The organism is Pseudodonghicola flavimaris (assembly GCF_030164425.1).
In the GTDB taxonomy this organism is placed as follows: Bacteria; Pseudomonadota; Alphaproteobacteria; order Rhodobacterales; family Rhodobacteraceae; genus Pseudodonghicola; species Pseudodonghicola flavimaris.
In genome coordinates, this window is record NZ_JASNJD010000009.1 from 1 (window position 1) to 17,398 (window position 17,398).

The following is a 17,398-nucleotide window of genomic DNA, read 5'->3' on the forward strand; positions in this document are numbered from 1 at the left end:
CCACCGCGATTTCGTCGAACGGGTTCATCGACATCTTCACGTTCGCAAGATCGACACCGCTTCCGTCCGCTTTGACGCGAACCTTCACGTTGTAATCGATCACGCGCTTGACAGGTACCAGCACCTTCATATGCGTGTGTCTCCTTGGTTGGTTTGCCCCGTTGGCCGGGGCGGCTCAGTGTTGCCGCCATGTGTTAGCCTCTGTGTCACGCGGAAAACAGAGGAAAACCGACGCGTTTTCATTCAGGGACGCCGCGTTTGAATGCGGAATTGCGGAAAATTGCCACGGTTTCCCTGCCGCGGCCCACAGCGCGGGGCCGCCTTCGGGGGCCGGGTCAGCGGTTCGCGCCCGGCACCCAGAGTACATCGCCGGCACCGCCGTCGTTGGCGGCGCGGGAGGCGACGAAGAACCAGTCGCTCAGCCGGTTGAGATAGCGCACCGCCTCGGGGTTGACCGGCTCCAGCGTGGCGAGCTCGACCGCGCCGCGTTCCGCCCTCCGCGCCACGGTGCGGCAGACATGCAGCTGGGCCGCCAGCGGCGCGCCGCCGGGCAGCACGAAGCTGCGCAGCGGTTGCAGGCTGGCGTTCATCGCATCGATTTCGGCTTCCAGCCGGTCGACCTGCGCCGCGATCATCCGCAGTGGCGGGTATTCGGCCTCGGCATCCTTGTCCATGTCGGGGCGGCACAGATCGGCGCCGAGATCGAACAGATCGTTCTGGATCCGGGCCAGCGCCGCGTTCATTTCGGGGTCCCCCGCCGACAACCGCGCCACGCCGAGACAGGCGTTCAGCTCGTCCACAGTGCCATAGGCATCGACGCGGGGGGCGTATTTCGGCACCCGGGTGCCGTTGCCGAGCGCGGTATCGCCCTTGTCGCCGGTGCGGGTGTAGATCTTGTTCAGCACCACCATGGGTTAGGCGCCCCCCTGACGTTTGAGGTAGATGTAGAGCAGGATCAGGATCACCGCGATCGCCTGCAGCAGGATCCGGAGCCGCATCAGCTTGTTGGAATATTTGGCGTTGAAGGCACCGCCCTTGGCGAAACCGCCGATGCCCAGCATCAATACGGCGACGACGGCCAGCACCGCCAGCACCACGATCACGAAAAGCGGATCTCCCATCGTCCCCTCGCTTGGCTCTCCCGTTGCGGTGATACTTAAGGCCCCGCGGCCGAAAAGCGAACCGTTTTTCAGACCCGCTTGACGATCCAGTCGGTCGCCCGGGTCGACAGCACCCTCCGGAGATAGCCCGACAGATAGGTCGGCACCGTCACGTAATAGCGCGGCCGCGGCCGTTTCGCCTCAAGAGCGCGAATCAGCTTCGCGGTCACCGCCGAGGCCGGCAGTTCGAAGGGATCGGGGCCGGTGTCCTCATACATGCGCGGGATCAGCCGGGTCTCGTAGTCCTTGCGGCGGGGCGAGGCCTTCCAGTCGACATAGCGTTCGAAATAGACGCGGCCGTTGTCGCGGAACCTGGTCTTGATCGGGCCGGGTTCGATCAGCACGACATCGATGCCGGTGCCGCTCAGCTCGATCCGCATGGTGTCGGAGAGGGCCTCGAGCGCGTGTTTGGTCGCCGCATAGGCGCCGCGCCAGTGCATATAGATCAGCCCGAGCGAGGAGGAGCATTGCACGATGCGGCCATGCCCCTGCGCCCGCATCACCGGAATCACCCGCCGGGTCAGCTCGTGCCAGCCGAAGAAATTCGCCTCGAAGATCTCGCGCAGCCCCTCGGTGGGCAGATCCTCGACCGCCGCGTTCAGCCCGTGGGCGCCGTTGTTGAACAGCGCATCCAGCCGCCCGCCGGTGGTCTCCAGCACATGGGCGAGACCGCTGGCGATGCTGTCGGGGTCGGTATAGTCGATCCGCGGGCTGTCGAAGCCCTGGGCGCGCAGCCGGTCGCAGTCACGCTGTTGCCGGCAGGCGGCGAAGACACGCCATCCCCTTTCGCGCAGCCCCATCGCCGCATCTTGGCCGATACCGGAGGAACATCCGGTGATCAGGATGGTTTTCTGCATGTCTGTCTCTGCTCGTGATCTGCCGGAGCCGGCATGTGTCTCAGCTATGGGCGGAAACCGGCGCACAGGCAATGCGCGATTTCGCCGGGGGCCGTGCTGCGCATGCGTGTAGGGCCGGGGCGCCTGCGCGACCGGCATCCGGGGGCAAGTGTCATGGCGCGGGCTTGCTGATCAGGGAGGCCGCGATCCAGCCGAGCTGGCCGCTGGCGGTGACCCGGAGCCGCAGCCAGCCGGTGCCGGATTCGCTCAGCACGGTGACCTCGTCGCCCAGCTGCAGCCGGGCTGTCACCGGATAGATGGTGCCGGGACCCTCGCGCATGTTGACGCGCAGCCCGGTCACCCGGCGCAGATCCGGCGGCGGGGTTTCGATCTGCGGCGTGGCGACCGCCGGGGCGGGGGCGGCCGCGTGCAGCCCGGCGGCACCCTGCGCCAGGGAGGTGAGCTCCAGCCCGCCGGTCAATCCGTCGCTCAGATCACTGCCCAGACTGGTGCCCAGCGTGCTGAGGCGCGCCTTTGCCGCATCGGGGCTGGTGGCGAAGGTCAGGGTCGGCGCCCGTTCGCTACGGATTCGGTCGGGACGGGGTGGCTGTTGCGCCGGGGTGCTCATCGTCGCGCCGGCCTCCGCCCGGCGCGGGGCGATGACGGGGGGCGGGGTGTCGGTGGTGGGGACTGTGCTGGCCTGTCTCGCCTCGGGGGCCGGCCGCAGGCCGCGCGGCACGAAATCCGACCCGCCGCTCAGTTCATAGAAAACCCAGGCGAGGATCAGGAAGGAGAACAGGACAAACCGCGGCATGGAGCTCAGGACATTCTTGGTAACGGGTATAACAGCAGGGTCCGCGCAGGGCGGGACCAGACCGGGCCGGGCCCGGACAGGGAAGAGCTTAGCCGATCGAATGATTCGTGCCAGCGGGAAGCCGGAAGCGGATTTCCCATGTGGCCCCGGTGCCGCGCCGCCTGCGGGCCGGGGGCCGGGTTTCCCCGCGGTCGCATTCCCGTGGGTCGCATTCCTGTGGATAGAGCGGCCGCAGCGGTTCGGGGCCGCTTTACGCCCGCCGCGTGCGCGCGTATCACCTGATCTATGAGCGACGTTATCGACGACCCCAACATGCAGCCCCCCGAGGGCGATCCCGCCTCCGGTCAGGAAAGCGCCGAGCCGCTGCGCCGTGCCATTGGCGAACGCTATCTGACCTATGCGCTGAGCACGATCATGCACCGGGCGCTGCCCGATGCGCGCGACGGGCTGAAGCCGGTGCACCGGCGCATTCTTTATGCGATGCGGCAGCTGCGGCTGTCCTCGAACGGCGGGTTCCGCAAATCGGCGAAGATCTCCGGCGACGTGATGGGCAACTATCACCCGCACGGCGATGCCGCGATCTATGACGCGATGGCGCGGCTGGCGCAGGATTTCAACGTCCGCTACCCGCTGGTCGACGGCCAGGGCAACTTCGGCAACATCGACGGCGATAACCCGGCGGCCTCGCGCTATACCGAGGCGCGGATGACCGTGGTGGCCGAGGCGCTGCTGGAGGGGCTGGACGAGGACGCGGTCGATTTCCGCGACAACTACGACGGCACCCTGACCGAACCGGTGGTGATGCCGGCGACCTTTCCCAACCTTCTGGCCAATGGCGCCAGCGGCATCGCGGTGGGGATGGCGACCAATATTCCGCCCCATAACATCGCCGAGCTCTGCGATGCCTGCCTGCATCTGATCAAGGCGCCGGGAGCGGATGACGATACGCTGCTGAAATACGTGCCGGGCCCGGATTTCCCCACCGGCGGCATTATCGTCGAACCGCGCGACAGCATCGCCAAGGCCTATCGCACCGGTCGCGGCTCGTTCCGGCTGCGCGCGAAATGGGAGACCGAGGACCTGGGCCGGGGCACCTGGCAGATCGTCGTCACCGAGATCCCCTATCAGGTGCAGAAATCCAAGCTGATCGAAAAGATCGCGGAGCTGATCCAGACCAAGAAGATCCCCATCCTCGCGGATGTCCGCGACGAGAGCGCCGATGATATCCGGCTGGTGCTGGAGCCGAAATCGAAGAACGTCGATCCGGACGTTCTGATGAACATGATGTTCCGCAACTCCGATCTGGAGGTGCGCTTCAGCCTCAACATGAACGTGCTGATCGACGGGGTGACGCCGAAGGTCTGTTCGATGAAGGAGGTGCTGCGCGCCTTCCTCGATCACCGGCAGGAGGTGCTGCTGCGCCGCTCCCGCCACCGGCTGGCCAAGATCGACCACCGGCTGGAGGTGCTGGAAGGCTTCATCATCGCCTTCCTCAACCTCGACCGGGTGATCGATATCATCCGCTACGACGACGACCCCAAGGCGGCGCTGATGCGCGAGGACTGGTCGCTGGATCATGTCCGCGCCATCTCCGAGGCCGATTACCGCTCGCCCCTGCCGGGCGAGGGGGAGCTGAGCGAGCTGCAGGTCGACGCCATTCTCAACATGCGGCTGCGCTCTCTGCGGCGGCTGGAGGAGATGGAGCTGGTCCGCGAGCGCGACGCGCTGATGGAAGAGCGCGCCGGGCTGGAGGATCTGCTGGCCGACGAGGGCCTGCAATGGGGCCGCATCGCCGAACAGCTGAGAGAAACCAGGAAGACCTTCGGCAAGGACTATGAAGGCGGGGCGCGGCGCAGCGTCTTTGCCGAGGCGGGCGAAGCCGAGGACGTGCCGATCGAGGCGATGATCGACCGTGAGCCGATTACCGTGGTCTGCTCCAAAATGGGCTGGATCCGCGCCATGACCGGCCATATCGACCTGACCCGCGAACTGAAGTTCCGCGACGGCGACGGCCCGCGCTTCATCTTCCATGCCGAGACCACCGACAAGCTGCTGGTCTTCGCCACGAACGGCCGCTTCTACACCCTGTCGGCGGCGAATCTGCCTGGCGGCCGGGGGCTGGGCGAACCGTTGCGGCTGATGGTCGATCTGCCGAACGAGGCGGAGATCGTCGATATCTTCGTCCACACCCCGGGGCAGAAGCGCATCGTCGCCTCCAATGCCGGCAACGGGTTTGTCCTGCTCGAGGACGAGATCATCGCCCAGACCCGCGGTGGCAAGCAGGTGCTGAACGTCAAGGACGACGAACGCGCGACCATCTGCGTGCCGGCGGCCGGCGATCACGTCGCCGTGGTCAGCGAGAACGGCAAGTTTCTGGTCTTCCCGCTGGAGGAGCTGCCGGAGATGACCCGCGGCAAGGGCGTGCGGCTGCAGAAATACAATCAGGCGCGTGGCAAGCAGGGGGCGCTGGAGCTCGACGGCGGGCTCAGCGATGTGGCCACCTTCGACTGGGCCGAGGGGTTGCGCTGGCAGATGGGCGGCGGCAAGACCCGGCACGAACCCGACCTGACCGAATGGCTGGGCAAACGCGCCGGCGTCGGCAAACGTCCGCCGCACGGCTTCCCGCGCAACAACCGTTTCACCTGATCGTGACGGCCGGCGCCGCTTGGGGTTTGCACCGGGCGGCGCCGTGGTCTATCCCGAAGCGCGACGATCCAGCCCCGGAGGGACCATGTTCCGCATCTTCGCCCTGCTCGCCGCTGCCGCCCTGCTGGCGGCCTGTACTGCCGCCTCTCCCGATGAACCGCTTGCCGAACTGGGCGAATTCCGCCTCGGTCACAATATCGTGGTGGCATCGAAGATGCAGAAGGGGCCGGTGTCCCGCGATGCGACGCCGGAGGAATGGGTGGATGCGCTGACCAGCGCGGTCGCCGATCGCTTCGGCCGCTATCAGGGCAGCCAGCTCTATCACCTGGGGATCTCGGTCGAGGGATATATGCTGGCGCCCAAGGGCGTGCCGGTGATCTACAACCCGAAATCGGCGCTGATCATCAATGTCACGGTTTGGGACGATGCCGCCGGCCGCAAGCTCAATGACAAGGTGAAGCAGTTCACCGTGTTCGAAACCACCACCGGCGGTACCATGCTGATGGGCTCGGGCCGCGAACGGACCCGGGAAGAGCAGATGCAGATGCTGGCCCGCAACGCGGTGCGCCAGATCGAGGGCTGGATGGTCGAGATGCACGGCGAGGAAGGCTGGTTCGATCTGCGCGAGGGGGCCGCCAGCGAGGCCACCGGCGTCGCCTCGGTCCGGGAGCTGAGCCCGGTTCCCGGGGATGAGACGCAGCCGGCCGCCGCCCCCGCATCCGGCGGGTGACGCAGCAGGGTCGCAGGCAGGGTCACAGACGGGTCGGCAGGCGCAGGAGGTGCTTGATTTTCCCTGTCGAACCCAATATGTGCCGCGCGCAGAGGAAACTGGGTCATTGGGACCCCACCAGTGCAAAAGGGCGCCTAAGACATGGCAAAGGAAAAGTTTGACCGTTCGAAACCGCACGTGAACATCGGTACGATCGGCCACGTTGACCACGGCAAGACGACGCTGACGGCTGCGATCACGAAGTATTTCGGCGACTTCAAAGCCTACGACCAGATCGACGGCGCCCCGGAAGAGAAAGCGCGCGGGATCACCATCTCGACGGCGCACGTTGAATACGAGACCGAGAGCCGTCACTACGCGCACGTCGACTGCCCCGGCCACGCGGACTACGTGAAGAACATGATCACCGGTGCGGCGCAGATGGACGGCGCGATCCTGGTGGTGAACGCGGCTGACGGCCCGATGCCGCAGACCCGTGAGCACATCCTGCTGGCCCGTCAGGTCGGCGTGCCGGCCCTGGTCGTGTTCATGAACAAGGTTGACCAGGTCGACGACGAAGAGCTGCTCGAGCTCGTCGAAATGGAAATCCGCGAACTGCTGTCGTCCTACGACTTCCCCGGCGACGATATCCCTATCGTTGCAGGCTCGGCGCTGGCCGCGATGGAAGGCCGTGATCCGGAGATCGGCGAAAACAAGATCCGCGAACTGATGGCGGCCGTGGATGAATACATCCCGACCCCGGAACGCGCCGTGGACATGCCGTTCCTGATGCCGATCGAAGACGTGTTCTCGATCTCGGGCCGCGGCACCGTTGTGACCGGTCGTGTGGAACGTGGCGTGATCAACGTCGGCGACACCATCGAGATCGTCGGCATCAAGGACACCCAGACCACCACCTGCACCGGTGTGGAAATGTTCCGCAAGCTGCTGGATCGCGGGGAAGCCGGCGACAACATCGGCGCGCTGCTGCGCGGCATCGACCGTGACGCGGTGGAACGTGGCCAGGTTCTGTGTAAGCCGGGCTCGGTGACTCCGCACACCAAGTTCGAAGCCGAAGCCTACATCCTGACCAAGGAAGAAGGCGGCCGCCACACCCCGTTCTTCGCGAACTACCGTCCGCAGTTCTACTTCCGGACCACCGACGTGACCGGGACCGTGACGCTGCCGGAAGGCACCGAGATGGTGATGCCGGGCGACAACCTGAAGTTCGAAGTCGAACTGATCGCGCCGATCGCGATGGAAGACGGCCTGCGCTTCGCCATCCGTGAAGGCGGCCGCACCGTCGGCGCCGGCGTTGTGTCGAAGATCATCGAATAATCAGCGAAGCTGATGTTCCTACGGAAAGGGCCTCCTTCGGGAGGCCCTTTTTGTTTGGATGCGGTGATCTCGGGACAGGCACATGAGGGTGGTGTCGAAGATCGTCGCATAATCGCGGCGGGTTTCCCCACCCACAGAGACGACCTCAGAAAGGGCCGCGCCACTGCCCCCGGTACCTTCGGCGAGAGTATTTGGGCAGAGAAGAAGCGCCGGGTGTACTCTGCTCGAACCGGGGCCCTCCCTCGGGCTCTTTTTCCGGCTGAAAATATCCTCGGGGGTGAATTGGCCCTTCAGGGCCAAGAGGCGGAAGACTGCCCCCTGCTGCTCCGGCGCCGGGGTTTCCCTTCCGGTGTCATCCCTCCTGTCCCGCGTCCGTCTCTGTGATGGAGGCTCAGATGGACCAAGACCTCTGGTCCCGTCGTTTCTTTTCCGCCCCGGGAAGCAGAGACTTGTCATGCCGCATGATTTCCCCGCCCCCGGCGCGGGCCATCCCGTTCGCATGGCCGATGGCACCTTGCACGACGGCTCCGTTTTCCTCCGATCCCTTCGCCATCTTCGGTGGTGCCGGGCTTTCGCCCGGGGCGCGGCTGGGTCACGGGGCGATCGTCAATGCCGGCGCCGTGGCCGGTGGCCGGGTGCCGCCCTAGCCCTGTGCGGAGGAGATCGTCGCCTGGTCCGGGCGGCCCGCCTCCCGGTCGGTCGCCTCGGTCACCGCGTCGAGCTGGGCCTGGAACGCCAGCCGCAGGGCCTCCAGCTCGGCGTCATCGGCCTTGCGCGGCACGCTGCCGGTCCATTCCTCGCAGCGCATCACCCCGCGTGAAAATGGCGCCGGCAGCCACATCCGGTCCCAGGTGGGAAATTCCACCACCCGGTTGGCGGAAAAGCTGACCGCGAAGACCCGTTTGCCGGAGCTGCGGGCCCAGACCAGCGGCACGGTGGAGCTGACCCGTGCCGGGCCGCGCGGCCCGTCGGCGGCAATGCCGACCGAGATGCCCTGTTTCATCCGCCGCAGCACTTCGCGCGACAGCGCCACATGGCGGCGGTTCGACGACATCGCCACATTCTCCCAGCCGAAGCGGCCCAGCAGCACCCCGACCATGCGCCCGGCGCGGGCCGCCGAGGTCAGCGAACAGATGGGGCCCAGCCTGTTGTCGAACATGAAAGGCGCCATCATCAGCCGCTGGTGCCAGACCACGAAGATCACCGGCTCACCGGCCCGCAGCGCCGCATCCATCGGCTCGAATCCCTCCCGCCGCCAGCGCGAGGTCGCATGGGCGAAGCGGATATAGCCGGAGAACAGCCCGGTCACGATCCGCGAGAAGGTCTCGCTGTCGGCGATCTTTTTCCGCAGGCTCACGGGCTGGGGGTCCTTTCGTCTTGCTGTGCGCCCACTCATAGTGGAATGGCCCGGCGGGGCAATGGCCGGGCCGGGGAAAAGACGGCAGATTCTGCTTGTGTCCGCGCCCGCGCTGTCATAGATGAGGGCCCGGCCTTAGGGGTATAGCTCAGCTGGTAGAGCGACGGTCTCCAAAACCGTAGGTCGCGGGTTCGAACCCTGCTGCCCCTGCCATTTTCTCCGCACCTTCATGCTGTTTTTCGCCCCAGCCGCCACATCGGTTGGACGGTCGGTCGGGGCCCCGGCGAGCCCGTCCCGTGTCAACGCGGCACACTGGTCCCGGTGGAGGAAGGTGCCACGGGGGAGGGGCCTGGCAACGCCGGGCCACGCTGGCCTCTGCCGGGCCCTCTGTCGCAATGCCGGGAGGAATGCCACGGGACGCTGCGTTGGGGTGCGGTGTCGGGCTTGGTCAAACCGGCTTGGATACGATAGGCTGGAGCCGGGCGGGCCGCTGAGACCGGGTGCCATCGCGATCGAAATGCACGCAAAGCGGGAATATGGGAAACAAATATCGCCTCTACGCTCTTTGATAATTGAATAATATCAACCCTCTGGGGCCGAGAGGTTCCCCCGCACACGCGGGGATAGACCCTCACGACCGCGTATCCGTCGCTTCCCCAGATCGGTTCCCCCGCACACGCGGGGATAGACCCTGCCGGCTCCCTGCGCGGCGGCAAGATGGTCTGGTTCCCCCGCACACGCGGGGATAGACCTTTCGGCGGCATGTCGAAACGGCGCGTGGTCGAGGTTCCCCCGCACACGCGGGGATAGACCCCGACGAGATCGCAGCCCTGCGCGCAGAAATTGGGTTCCCCCGCACACGCGGGGATAGACCCTTGGCGATGCTCATGCCCGCCAGACCGGCCAGGGTTCCCCCGCACACGCGGGGATAGACCTCAGGCGGCGCGGGTGGCAAAGCGTCTCGCCGAGGTTCCCCCGCACACGCGGGGATAACGTGGTGAGGCGTCATGTGTGGGGCGAGGCCGGGCAGGGGCCGGACCGGATCGGGGAGATGGGTCGCCGAAGCGGTCCGGGCGCTTCGCCGTTACATCATCTGCACGGTCGGGCGCATCAGGATCTCGCTGATATCGACATCTTCGGGCTGGCTCACCGCATAGATCACGCCGCGGGCGAAGCTGTCTGCCGGGATCGCCGACTGGTCGTAGAACTCCGCCATGCCCTTCTGGATGTCCTCCGAACGGATCGATTGGACCAGTTCGGTGGCGATGGCGCCGGGCGACAGGACGGTGACGCGGCCGCCCCAGTCCTTCACCTCCTGGCGCAGCGATTCCGCGATCGCGCGCACCCCGAATTTCGTCGCGCTGTAGACGGCGCCGATCGGCGTGCAGACATGCCCGGCGACCGAGGAGACGAAGATGTTCTGGCCCGAGCCCTGTGCCTTCATGATCGGCAGAACCGCCCCGAGGCCGTAAAGCACGCCTTTCAGGTTCACGTCGATGCACTGGTCCCATTCATCATGGCGGTTTTCCACCAGCGGGGCAAAAGGGCATCACGCCGGCATTGTGCAGCATCACGTCGATCCGGCCATAGGTGTCGCGGGTGGCGGTCACGAAGGCTGCCAGCGCCTCCCGGTCGGTGACGTCGACCTGCGCGGCAAAGGCGTTGTCGGCGCCGAGCTCTTCCACCAGCGCGTCCAGCTTGTCCTTGCGGCGGGCGCCCAGGGCGACCTTGGCGCCGGCCCGAACCAGATAGCGGGCGGTCTCCGCCCCCAGACCGGAACTGGCACCGGTGACTACGACGATCTTGCCCTCTACGTTTTCCATCTGCAAATCCTTCTGTTTCTGGCGTCGATCCGCGCGCGGTGGGCCTGTGGCGCGCGGGCCGCGATCGGATCGCTGGGACAAAGGTAAGGACGATACATCGTCGGACTATGGCGCGCGGGCTCATGACCGGCATGACCGCAGGGACATAAACGGGGCCGATGTGCTATGCTGTCAGAACGCACCGCGGGTGTGCGCGGTTGTCCGGCGCCCCCTGGGGAAACGCGCGGGCGAAACTGCTTCCGCCCGCCCCTTGACCTTCCGGCGGCTGGAAACCCTACATGTCTGGTCCAACCTCCCAGGGGAAGAAAAGGACAGATCATGGCCGACACAGACGCCCATCCTCACCAGCATCCGGCAGGGACGATCACCCGCGACCCTGTCTGCGGCATGATCGTCGACCCGGCGGAGGGGACACCTGCGGCAGAGCACGAGGGTCAGGCCTATCACTTCTGTTCGGACCGCTGCCGGGAGAAATTCGTATCGGATCCCGAGGCGTATCGCAGCGCAACGGATCCGGTCTGCGGCATGTCGGTGGAACGGGCCACTGCAGAGCATGTGACCGATCACGAGGGGCAGCGGCTCTATTTCTGTTCCGCCGGCTGCCAGGCGCGGTTCGAGGCGGAACCGGAGGCCTATGTGGGCGCGCGGCCGGCGCTGAAGCCGGGCGGGACCAGATATACCTGCCCGATGCATCCGGAGATCATCCGCGATCGTCCCGGCGCCTGCCCGAAATGCGGCATGGCACTGGAGCCGATGACACCCTCGGCCGACAGTGGACCCAATCCGGAGTTCGTCGATTTCAAGCGCCGGCTGTGGATCACCGCGCCGCTGGCGCTGGCTGTTTTCGTCCTCGAGATGGGCGCGCATCTGGGCATACCCTTCGCGGATTGGATCGGTCATCCGGCCTTTGGCTGGCTGCAGTTCGCGCTGGCGACGCCGGTGGTCTGGATCTGCCGGCCGTTCTTTCGGCGGGGCTGGACCTCGATCGTGACCCGGTCGCCCAACATGTGGACGCTGATCGCGCTCGGCACCGGGGCGGCCTATCTGTTTTCCCTCGTCTCGCTGATGGCACCGGGACTGCTGCCGGCGCAGATGGCCGACGGGATGGGGATGACGCCGGTCTATTTCGAAGCGACCGCGGTGATCCTGGTGCTGGTCCTGATCGGCCAGGTCATGGAACTGGCGGCGCGGGAACGCACCGGGGACGCGATCCGCGCACTGATGGACCTCGCCCCCAAGACGGCGCGCCGGGTCCGCGACGGTGTGGAGGAGGACGTGGAACTGGACCGGCTGCAATCCGGTGACATCCTGCGGGTCCGCCCGGGCGAGGCCGTTCCGGTGGAGGGGCGGTGACCGATGGGCGGTCTGCGGCCGACGAGAGCATGATCACCGGCGAGCCGGTGCCGGTCGAGAAGGTCGCCGGCGACGAGGTGACCGGCGGTACGCTGAACAAGTCGGGCAGCTTCCTGATGGAGGCGCAGAACGTGGGGGAGGACACCACGCTGAGCCGGATCGTGCGGATGGTGGCCTCGGCCCAGCGGTCGCGCGCGCCGGTCCAGGCGATGGCCGACCGGGTGGCCGAATATTTCGTGCCGGCGGTGGTGGCCTGCGCCCTGCTGGCATTCATCGGCTGGTGGGCGTTCGGGCCCTCCCCGGCGCTGAGCTATGCTTTCGTCGCGGCGGTTTCGGTGCTGATCATCGCCTGCCCCTGCGCGCTGGGGCTTGCCACGCCGATGTCGATCATGGTGGCCACCGGGCGGGGTGCCAATGCCGGGGTTCTGATCCGCGATGCGGAGGCGCTGGAACGCTTTGCCGGGGTGCAGGCGCTGATCGTCGACAAGACCGGCACGCTGACGGAGGGGCGGCCGACGCTGACCGATGCCGACCCGTCGGAGGGGGGCGACGCGGTGACGCTGCTGTCCCTTGCCGCGTCGCTGGAACGGGGATCGGAACACCCGCTGGCCGAGGCGATCGTCGCCGGGGCGCAGGAACGGGGGGCCCCGGCGGTCCCGGCCACTGATTTCGAGGCGGTGACCGGCAAGGGCGTGACCGGTGTGGTCGACGGGCGCAGGGTGGCGTTGGGCAACCTCGCGCTGATGGCGGACCTCGGGGTCGACGCGGAGCATATGGCGGCGCGGGCACATCTGCTTCAGACGGAGGGCAAGACCGTGATGTTCGTCGCCGTGGACGGCCGGCCGGCGGGGCTCGTCGCCGTGGCCGACCGGATCAAGGACACGACGCCGGCGGCGATCCGGGCGCTGCACCGCTCGGGTCTGCGGATCATCATGGCCACGGGCGATGCCCGGCCGACGGCGCAGGCCGTCGCGAAGGCGCTGGAGATCGACGAGATTCATGCCGAGGTGAGTCCCGAGGACAAGAACGCGCTGGTCCGGACGCTGAAGCAACAGGGGCTGTCGGTGGCGATGGCGGGGGACGGGGTGAATGACGCCCCGGCACTGGCAGCGGCGGATGTCGGGATCGCCATGGGCACCGGCGCCGACGTCGCGGTGGAAAGTGCAGGCATCACGCTGGTCAAGGGCGATCTGGGCGGCATTGTCCGGGCGCGCCGGCTGGCAGAGGCGACGATGCGCAACATTCGCCAGAACCTGTTCTTCGCCTTCGTCTACAACACGGCGGGTGTGCCGATCGCGGCAGGCGTTCTCTATCCGGTTCTGGGCGTGCTCCTGTCGCCGGTGGTGGCGGCGGCGGCGATGAGCCTTTCCTCGGTCTCCGTCATCGGCAACGCGCTGCGGCTGCGCGCCCAGAGACTGTGACCCCGGAGGTTGTGAGCTCAGCCGTGCGCCGGCTCAGAAACGCGTTGCCCATTTCGGGTGGGCGTCGTCGATGATCAGCGGATGCCGATGGCGCCGCTGACCCTTCAGGTGTGGGTGGTCCGGTGGCAGGTTGTCATGCGTGTGCTCGACCTCCCGCGTGTCACCGGCGGGCCAGAGCCGTAGCGTGGCGACAAGGCCCGCTGCCGCGACGGCGGCCAGCAGGACGAGCGCCCAGGTGGGGCCGAACCGCGTCATCAGCCAGCCGGACAGCGGGTAACAGATCAGCCAACAGGCATGGGAGAGCGCGAACTGGGCGGCGAAGACGGCGGGCCGGTCCTGGGGATGAGCCGACCGGCGCAGCAGCCGGCCGGAAGGGGTGAGCACGGCGGAATAGCCCAGGCCGATCACCGCCCAGCCTGCCAGCAGCCCGGCCCAGGACAGACCAGGGCCCGCGGACACCCCGGCGAGGGCGAGCAGCGCCACGATCATCAGCCCGGCACCGCTGAGCATCACCGGGCGGTCCGGCAGCTTGTCCAGCAGGCGCGGGAGCAGCAGCGCCGCAGCCATGGACCCGGCCCCGAAGGCGAACATCGTCCAGGCCAGGGCGCTGTCCGACAGGCCGAGCTGGCTGCGCACCAGAACCACGGAGTTCACCAGCACCATCGCGCCGGCGGCTGCGGCCGCGAGGTTCAGGGCGAGCAGCCCGCGCAGCCGCGGCGTGGCTAGGTAGATGCGGCTTCCCCGCGTGGTGCGATCATAGACGCCGCGCGCCGGGGCCGGTGCCGGTCCCGGCAGCAGGACCGAGACCACCAGTAGCGCGGAGCCGAGGAAGCCGGCGACCGTCCCGAAAAAGAGCGCATTGTAGCTCATCACCGCGAGGAGCAGCGCCGCGAGTGTCGGGCTGGCGATGTTTTCGAGGTCATAGGCCAGCCGCGAGAGCGACAGGGCGCGGGTGTATCGCGCCTCTTCCGGCAGGACATCGGGGATGGTCGCCTGAAATGTCGGGGTGAAGGCGGCGGAGGCCGATTGTAGAAGGAAGATCAGAAGATAGATCTGCCAGACCTCCGTCACGAAAGGCAGCGCCAGGGCGCAGGCCGCGCGCAGCAGGTCGAGCGATACCAGAAAGGCGCGCCGGTTGACCCGGCCGGCAAAGGCGCCGGCCACCGGGGCGATCCCCACATAGGCCAGCATCTTGATGGTGAAGACGGTGCCCAGCACCATCGCCGCGCCTTCGCCGGCGAGGTCGTAGGCCAGCAGCCCCAGCGCGACGGTGGCCAGCCCGGTTCCCAGAAGCGCGACGATCTGCGCGAGGAAGAGGTGTCGGTATGTTCGATCGGCGAGAATGCTCAGCATCTGGGGCGGGATCCGGGGGCAGGGCGTTGTTGTGCGTTCCGATAACCTTGGCAGTCGCGTGGCCGGATTGCGAGAGGCCAATCCGCCTGTACCTTTTGTCGGTCGGGCCGGCGGCGCCCCCCGCGGGGTCACGATGTTGCGAGGGGGGCGGGTGAACGCTCCGGGTCCGTGGGGCGGCCCCGGGGTATCTGCCTGTGTGGCAAGGAGAATGGGCGCCATTCAGGGAGCTGGCCAGGAGGTGCGGGGACTGCGGGATCGTGTGACTGGGCGGATTGACCCCGGGGGCCGAGCGGCGGCATAGTTGTGGCCAGAACTGGAGGTTTCGTGCAGCGCATTCTTGCCGTCCTGATGCTGGTCCTTGCGGCCTGGGTGTCGCTTCCCGGGAGCGTTCGGGCGCATGAGCCGTCGCATGGGACGATGCCCCATGCCTCTGCCTGCCCGGAGTGCCCGGAGATGGCGGCGGCCCCGCAGCAGGACATGCACCGGGGCGGTGGCCATGATTGCCAGCATGGTGCTGCCTGCATCGGGTTTCTGCTGCCTGCCCCGGACATGACCGTTGCGCCCGCCCGTCGGGTGGCGCGCCTTGTTCAGGCCGATCAGCCGCGGTCGCTGTCATCGGCTTCGGTCCGGCAGGACCTGCCGCCTCCCCGCACCTGACGTCATCGCAGACTGGCCGCGCGGAGCGTTTCGCGCCGATGACACCTGCCCGACCGAGATGTCGCGCATCAGGACAAGACCCATGAACAAATTGATCCCGGCTGCCGTGGCAGCCCTCGCCCTTGCGGGTGGCGCCTACTATCTGACCCGCCCGTCCCACGCCACTTCCGGCCCTGTCGACCGGGCCGCGCCCGCGGAGGGCGACGCCATCGTCTCGATCATCCTGCCGGGGGCGCTCAGTTCCGGGGCCAGCCTCGGCCAGCGCGCCTTCGATGCGAAATGCGCCGCCTGTCACGGTCAGAACGCGACCGGAAAGATGGGTTTCGGCCCGCCGCTGGTGCATCGGATCTACGAGCCGTCGCATCATGCGGACATGTCGTTCCAGATGGCGGTGCAGAACGGTGTGCGGTCGCATCACTGGAAATTCGGCGACATGCCGCCGCAGAGCGGGCTGACCCGGGCGGATGTCATCGGCATCGTCGCCTATGTGCGCGAACTGCAACGCGCCAACGGGATCGAGTGACATGACGGTCAGGGTGACAAGACGCGCCTTCGGCACCGGGGCGATGGCCGCGGCGGCCCTGGGGGCGACGCAGCTGCGCGCGGCGGCGCCCACCGCGCTCACCGCCCGGGTGTCGACCGCGCAGATCGCGCCCCGGGGATATCCCGCGACCGAAGTCTGGAGCTATGACGGCGGGCTGCCCGGTCCGGTTCTGCGTGTGCCGCAGGGCGGGCGTCTCCGCCGGCGGCTGGTGAACGATCTGCCGGTGCCGACATCTGTCCATTGGCATGGTATCCGCATCGACAACGCGATGGACGGGGTCGCCGGACTGACGCAACAGCCGGTGCCCCCAGGGGCGACCTTCGACTATGACTTCGCGGTGCCCGATGCGGGGACCTTCTGGTATCACGCGCACACCAATTCGATGGAGCAGGTCGCGCGCGGCCTTGCCGGGGCGCTGATCGTGGAGGAGGCGGAACCGCCGGAGGTCGACCGCGACGAGGTGGTCCTGCTCGACGACTGGCTGCTCGATCCCGCGGATGCGCAACTGATGACCCCGTTCGGACATCCGATGAGCCTGAGCCATGCCGGGCGCACCGGCAATCTGCTCGGGGCGAACGGCAGCTATGACTGCGTCCTGCCGGTGCGTCGGCACGAACGGCTGCGCCTGCGGCTGATCAACGGGGCCAATGCGCGGATATTCGTTCTGCGGCTGCGCGGGATGAACGGCTGGACCGCGGCGCTGGACGGGATGCCGCTGCCAGGGCCTGAGCCGGTCACGGGGGAGATGATCCTCGCGCCGGCGCAGCGCCTCGATCTGATCGTCGATGTCACGGCTGAGACGGGGGAGGCGGCGGCGCTGCTGCATCTGGAGAGGGATGGCAGCACCCAGCCGCTGATGCGATTGCCGGTCGCCGGCACTGCCGCCGTCCGCGCGCGTGAGGCGCCTGCCGCGTTGCCGCCGAACCCGCGGATGGCGGTGAGCGGGCTCGACACGGCGCGCCGGCTGGAGATGGCGATGGAAGGCGGCGCGATGGCGGGGCTGGTCTCGGCCCGTTTCGAGGGGCGGGACATGGGCTTTCGCGACCTGGCCCGGCGGGGGCAGTTCTGGGCCCTGGCCGGGCAGGTGGGGATGACCGACGCGCCCTTTGCCCGCCTGGATCGCGGCGAGACGGTGCGCCTGAAGCTGACCAATTCGACCGTCTTTGCCCATGCGATGCACCTGCACGGGATGCATTTCCGCGAGGTGCGGGGCGATGGCAGCCTCGGGCCCCTGCGTGACACGATCGTCAGCGTGCCGGATGAGCCGCTGGAAATCGCCTTCGTCGCCGACAATCCCGGCCGGTGGCTGTTTCACTGCCATATGCTGGCCCACGCCGCCGCGGGCATGACCACATGGATCGAGGTCGCGTGACGCGCGGCCTTTCCC

General features: G+C 67.5%; 15 protein-coding genes, 1 tRNA gene, 2 pseudogenes and 1 CRISPR repeat array. Of the genes and pseudogenes, 9 read left to right on the forward strand and 9 right to left on the reverse strand.

The genetic code is table 11. The features are described 5' to 3' along the window. The 5 genes and pseudogenes from QO033_RS13040 to QO033_RS13060 form a co-directional block, all read right to left on the reverse strand. Window positions 1-130 (reverse strand): annotated as a pseudogene (locus QO033_RS13040) (electron transfer flavoprotein subunit beta/FixA family protein); the annotation flags it as partial. A 205-nt stretch (window positions 131-335) separates the two neighbouring features. Continuing rightward, on the reverse strand, window positions 336-911 hold the full coding sequence (locus QO033_RS13045) for a cob(I)yrinic acid a,c-diamide adenosyltransferase (protein WP_284481420.1): 576 nt from the start codon (window positions 909-911) through the stop codon (window positions 336-338). Window positions 912-914: 3 nt separating this feature from the next. Beyond that, window positions 915-1,121, reverse strand: coding sequence for a twin transmembrane helix small protein (locus QO033_RS13050; protein ID WP_284481421.1), 207 nt, complete (start codon window positions 1,119-1,121; stop codon window positions 915-917). 68 nt (window positions 1,122-1,189) lie between these two features. Continuing rightward, on the reverse strand, window positions 1,190-2,017 hold the full coding sequence (locus QO033_RS13055) for an SDR family NAD(P)-dependent oxidoreductase (protein WP_284481422.1): 828 nt from the start codon (window positions 2,015-2,017) through the stop codon (window positions 1,190-1,192). A 151-nt stretch (window positions 2,018-2,168) separates the two neighbouring features. Continuing rightward, the gene (locus QO033_RS13060; protein ID WP_284481423.1) at window positions 2,169-2,810 is read right to left on the reverse strand and encodes an SH3 domain-containing protein; all 642 of its coding nucleotides are present in this window, start codon (window positions 2,808-2,810) and stop codon (window positions 2,169-2,171) included. Between the two features lie 285 nt (window positions 2,811-3,095). Here QO033_RS13060 and parC point away from each other — a divergent pair, with 285 nt between their 5' ends. From parC to QO033_RS13080, 4 genes are all read left to right on the forward strand, one after another. Continuing rightward, entirely contained in the window at window positions 3,096-5,456 is a 2,361-nt protein-coding gene (gene parC, locus QO033_RS13065; protein ID WP_284481424.1) for a DNA topoisomerase IV subunit A, read from the forward strand. A gap of 85 nt (window positions 5,457-5,541) precedes the next feature. After that, complete coding sequence (locus QO033_RS13070; RefSeq protein WP_284481425.1) at window positions 5,542-6,186, forward strand: hypothetical protein; 645 nt, start codon at window positions 5,542-5,544, stop codon at window positions 6,184-6,186. A gap of 141 nt (window positions 6,187-6,327) precedes the next feature. Further along, window positions 6,328-7,503 (forward strand): elongation factor Tu, encoded by a 1,176-nt coding sequence (gene tuf / locus QO033_RS13075; protein WP_284481426.1) that lies wholly within the window; start codon window positions 6,328-6,330, stop codon window positions 7,501-7,503. A gap of 506 nt (window positions 7,504-8,009) precedes the next feature. After that, window positions 8,010-8,150 carry a hypothetical protein gene (locus QO033_RS13080; protein WP_284481427.1) on the forward strand — a complete coding sequence of 47 codons (141 nt, stop codon included), beginning with the start codon at window positions 8,010-8,012 and terminating at the stop codon, window positions 8,148-8,150. On the opposite strand, the gene QO033_RS13085 is transcribed toward QO033_RS13080, so the two are convergent. Further along, a complete protein-coding gene (locus tag QO033_RS13085; protein ID WP_284481428.1) occupies window positions 8,147-8,860 on the reverse strand; it encodes a lysophospholipid acyltransferase family protein in 714 nt (237 codons plus the stop codon). The genes QO033_RS13080 and QO033_RS13085 overlap by 4 nt on opposite strands. 137 nt (window positions 8,861-8,997) lie before the next feature. On the opposite strand from QO033_RS13085, the gene QO033_RS13090 reads away from it, so the two are divergent. Beyond that, window positions 8,998-9,073: transfer RNA gene (locus tag QO033_RS13090), tRNA-Trp, on the forward strand. A gap of 389 nt (window positions 9,074-9,462) precedes the next feature. Beyond that, window positions 9,463-9,856: a CRISPR direct-repeat array (repeat unit 28 nt; unit sequence GGTTCCCCCGCACACGCGGGGATAGACC). Between the two features lie 88 nt (window positions 9,857-9,944). Here the strand turns inward: QO033_RS13090 and QO033_RS13095 are convergent. Both QO033_RS13095 and QO033_RS13100 read right to left on the reverse strand, forming a co-directional pair. Then, window positions 9,945-10,391, reverse strand: a complete 447-nt coding sequence (locus QO033_RS13095) for an SDR family oxidoreductase (protein WP_284481429.1) — start codon at window positions 10,389-10,391, stop codon at window positions 9,945-9,947. After that, window positions 10,375-10,683 carry an SDR family oxidoreductase gene (locus tag QO033_RS13100; protein ID WP_284481430.1) on the reverse strand — a complete coding sequence of 103 codons (309 nt, stop codon included), beginning with the start codon at window positions 10,681-10,683 and terminating at the stop codon, window positions 10,375-10,377. Before QO033_RS13100 ends, QO033_RS13095 begins: the two co-directional genes overlap by 17 nt. A gap of 318 nt (window positions 10,684-11,001) precedes the next feature. Between QO033_RS13100 and QO033_RS13105 the strand changes: the two are divergent. Beyond that, window positions 11,002-13,457 (forward strand): annotated as a pseudogene (locus QO033_RS13105) (heavy metal translocating P-type ATPase). Window positions 13,458-13,490: 33 nt separating this feature from the next. Here QO033_RS13105 and QO033_RS13110 read toward each other — a convergent pair. Further along, complete coding sequence (locus tag QO033_RS13110; protein WP_284481431.1) at window positions 13,491-14,810, reverse strand: MFS transporter; 1,320 nt, start codon at window positions 14,808-14,810, stop codon at window positions 13,491-13,493. Window positions 14,811-15,134: 324 nt separating this feature from the next. Here QO033_RS13110 and QO033_RS13115 point away from each other — a divergent pair, with 324 nt between their 5' ends. The 3 genes from QO033_RS13115 (at window position 15,135) to QO033_RS13125 (ending at window position 17,383) form a co-directional block, all read left to right on the forward strand. Continuing rightward, window positions 15,135-15,467: a hypothetical protein gene (locus QO033_RS13115; protein ID WP_284481432.1), complete on the forward strand. Its 333-nt coding sequence runs from the start codon at window positions 15,135-15,137 to the stop codon at window positions 15,465-15,467. An 82-nt stretch (window positions 15,468-15,549) separates the two neighbouring features. After that, window positions 15,550-15,990 carry a c-type cytochrome gene (locus QO033_RS13120; RefSeq protein WP_284481433.1) on the forward strand — a complete coding sequence of 147 codons (441 nt, stop codon included), beginning with the start codon at window positions 15,550-15,552 and terminating at the stop codon, window positions 15,988-15,990. Between the two features lies 1 nt (window position 15,991). Next, window positions 15,992-17,383: a multicopper oxidase family protein gene (locus tag QO033_RS13125; RefSeq protein ID WP_284481434.1), complete on the forward strand. Its 1,392-nt coding sequence runs from the start codon at window positions 15,992-15,994 to the stop codon at window positions 17,381-17,383. Window positions 17,384-17,398: the final 15 nt, after the last annotated feature.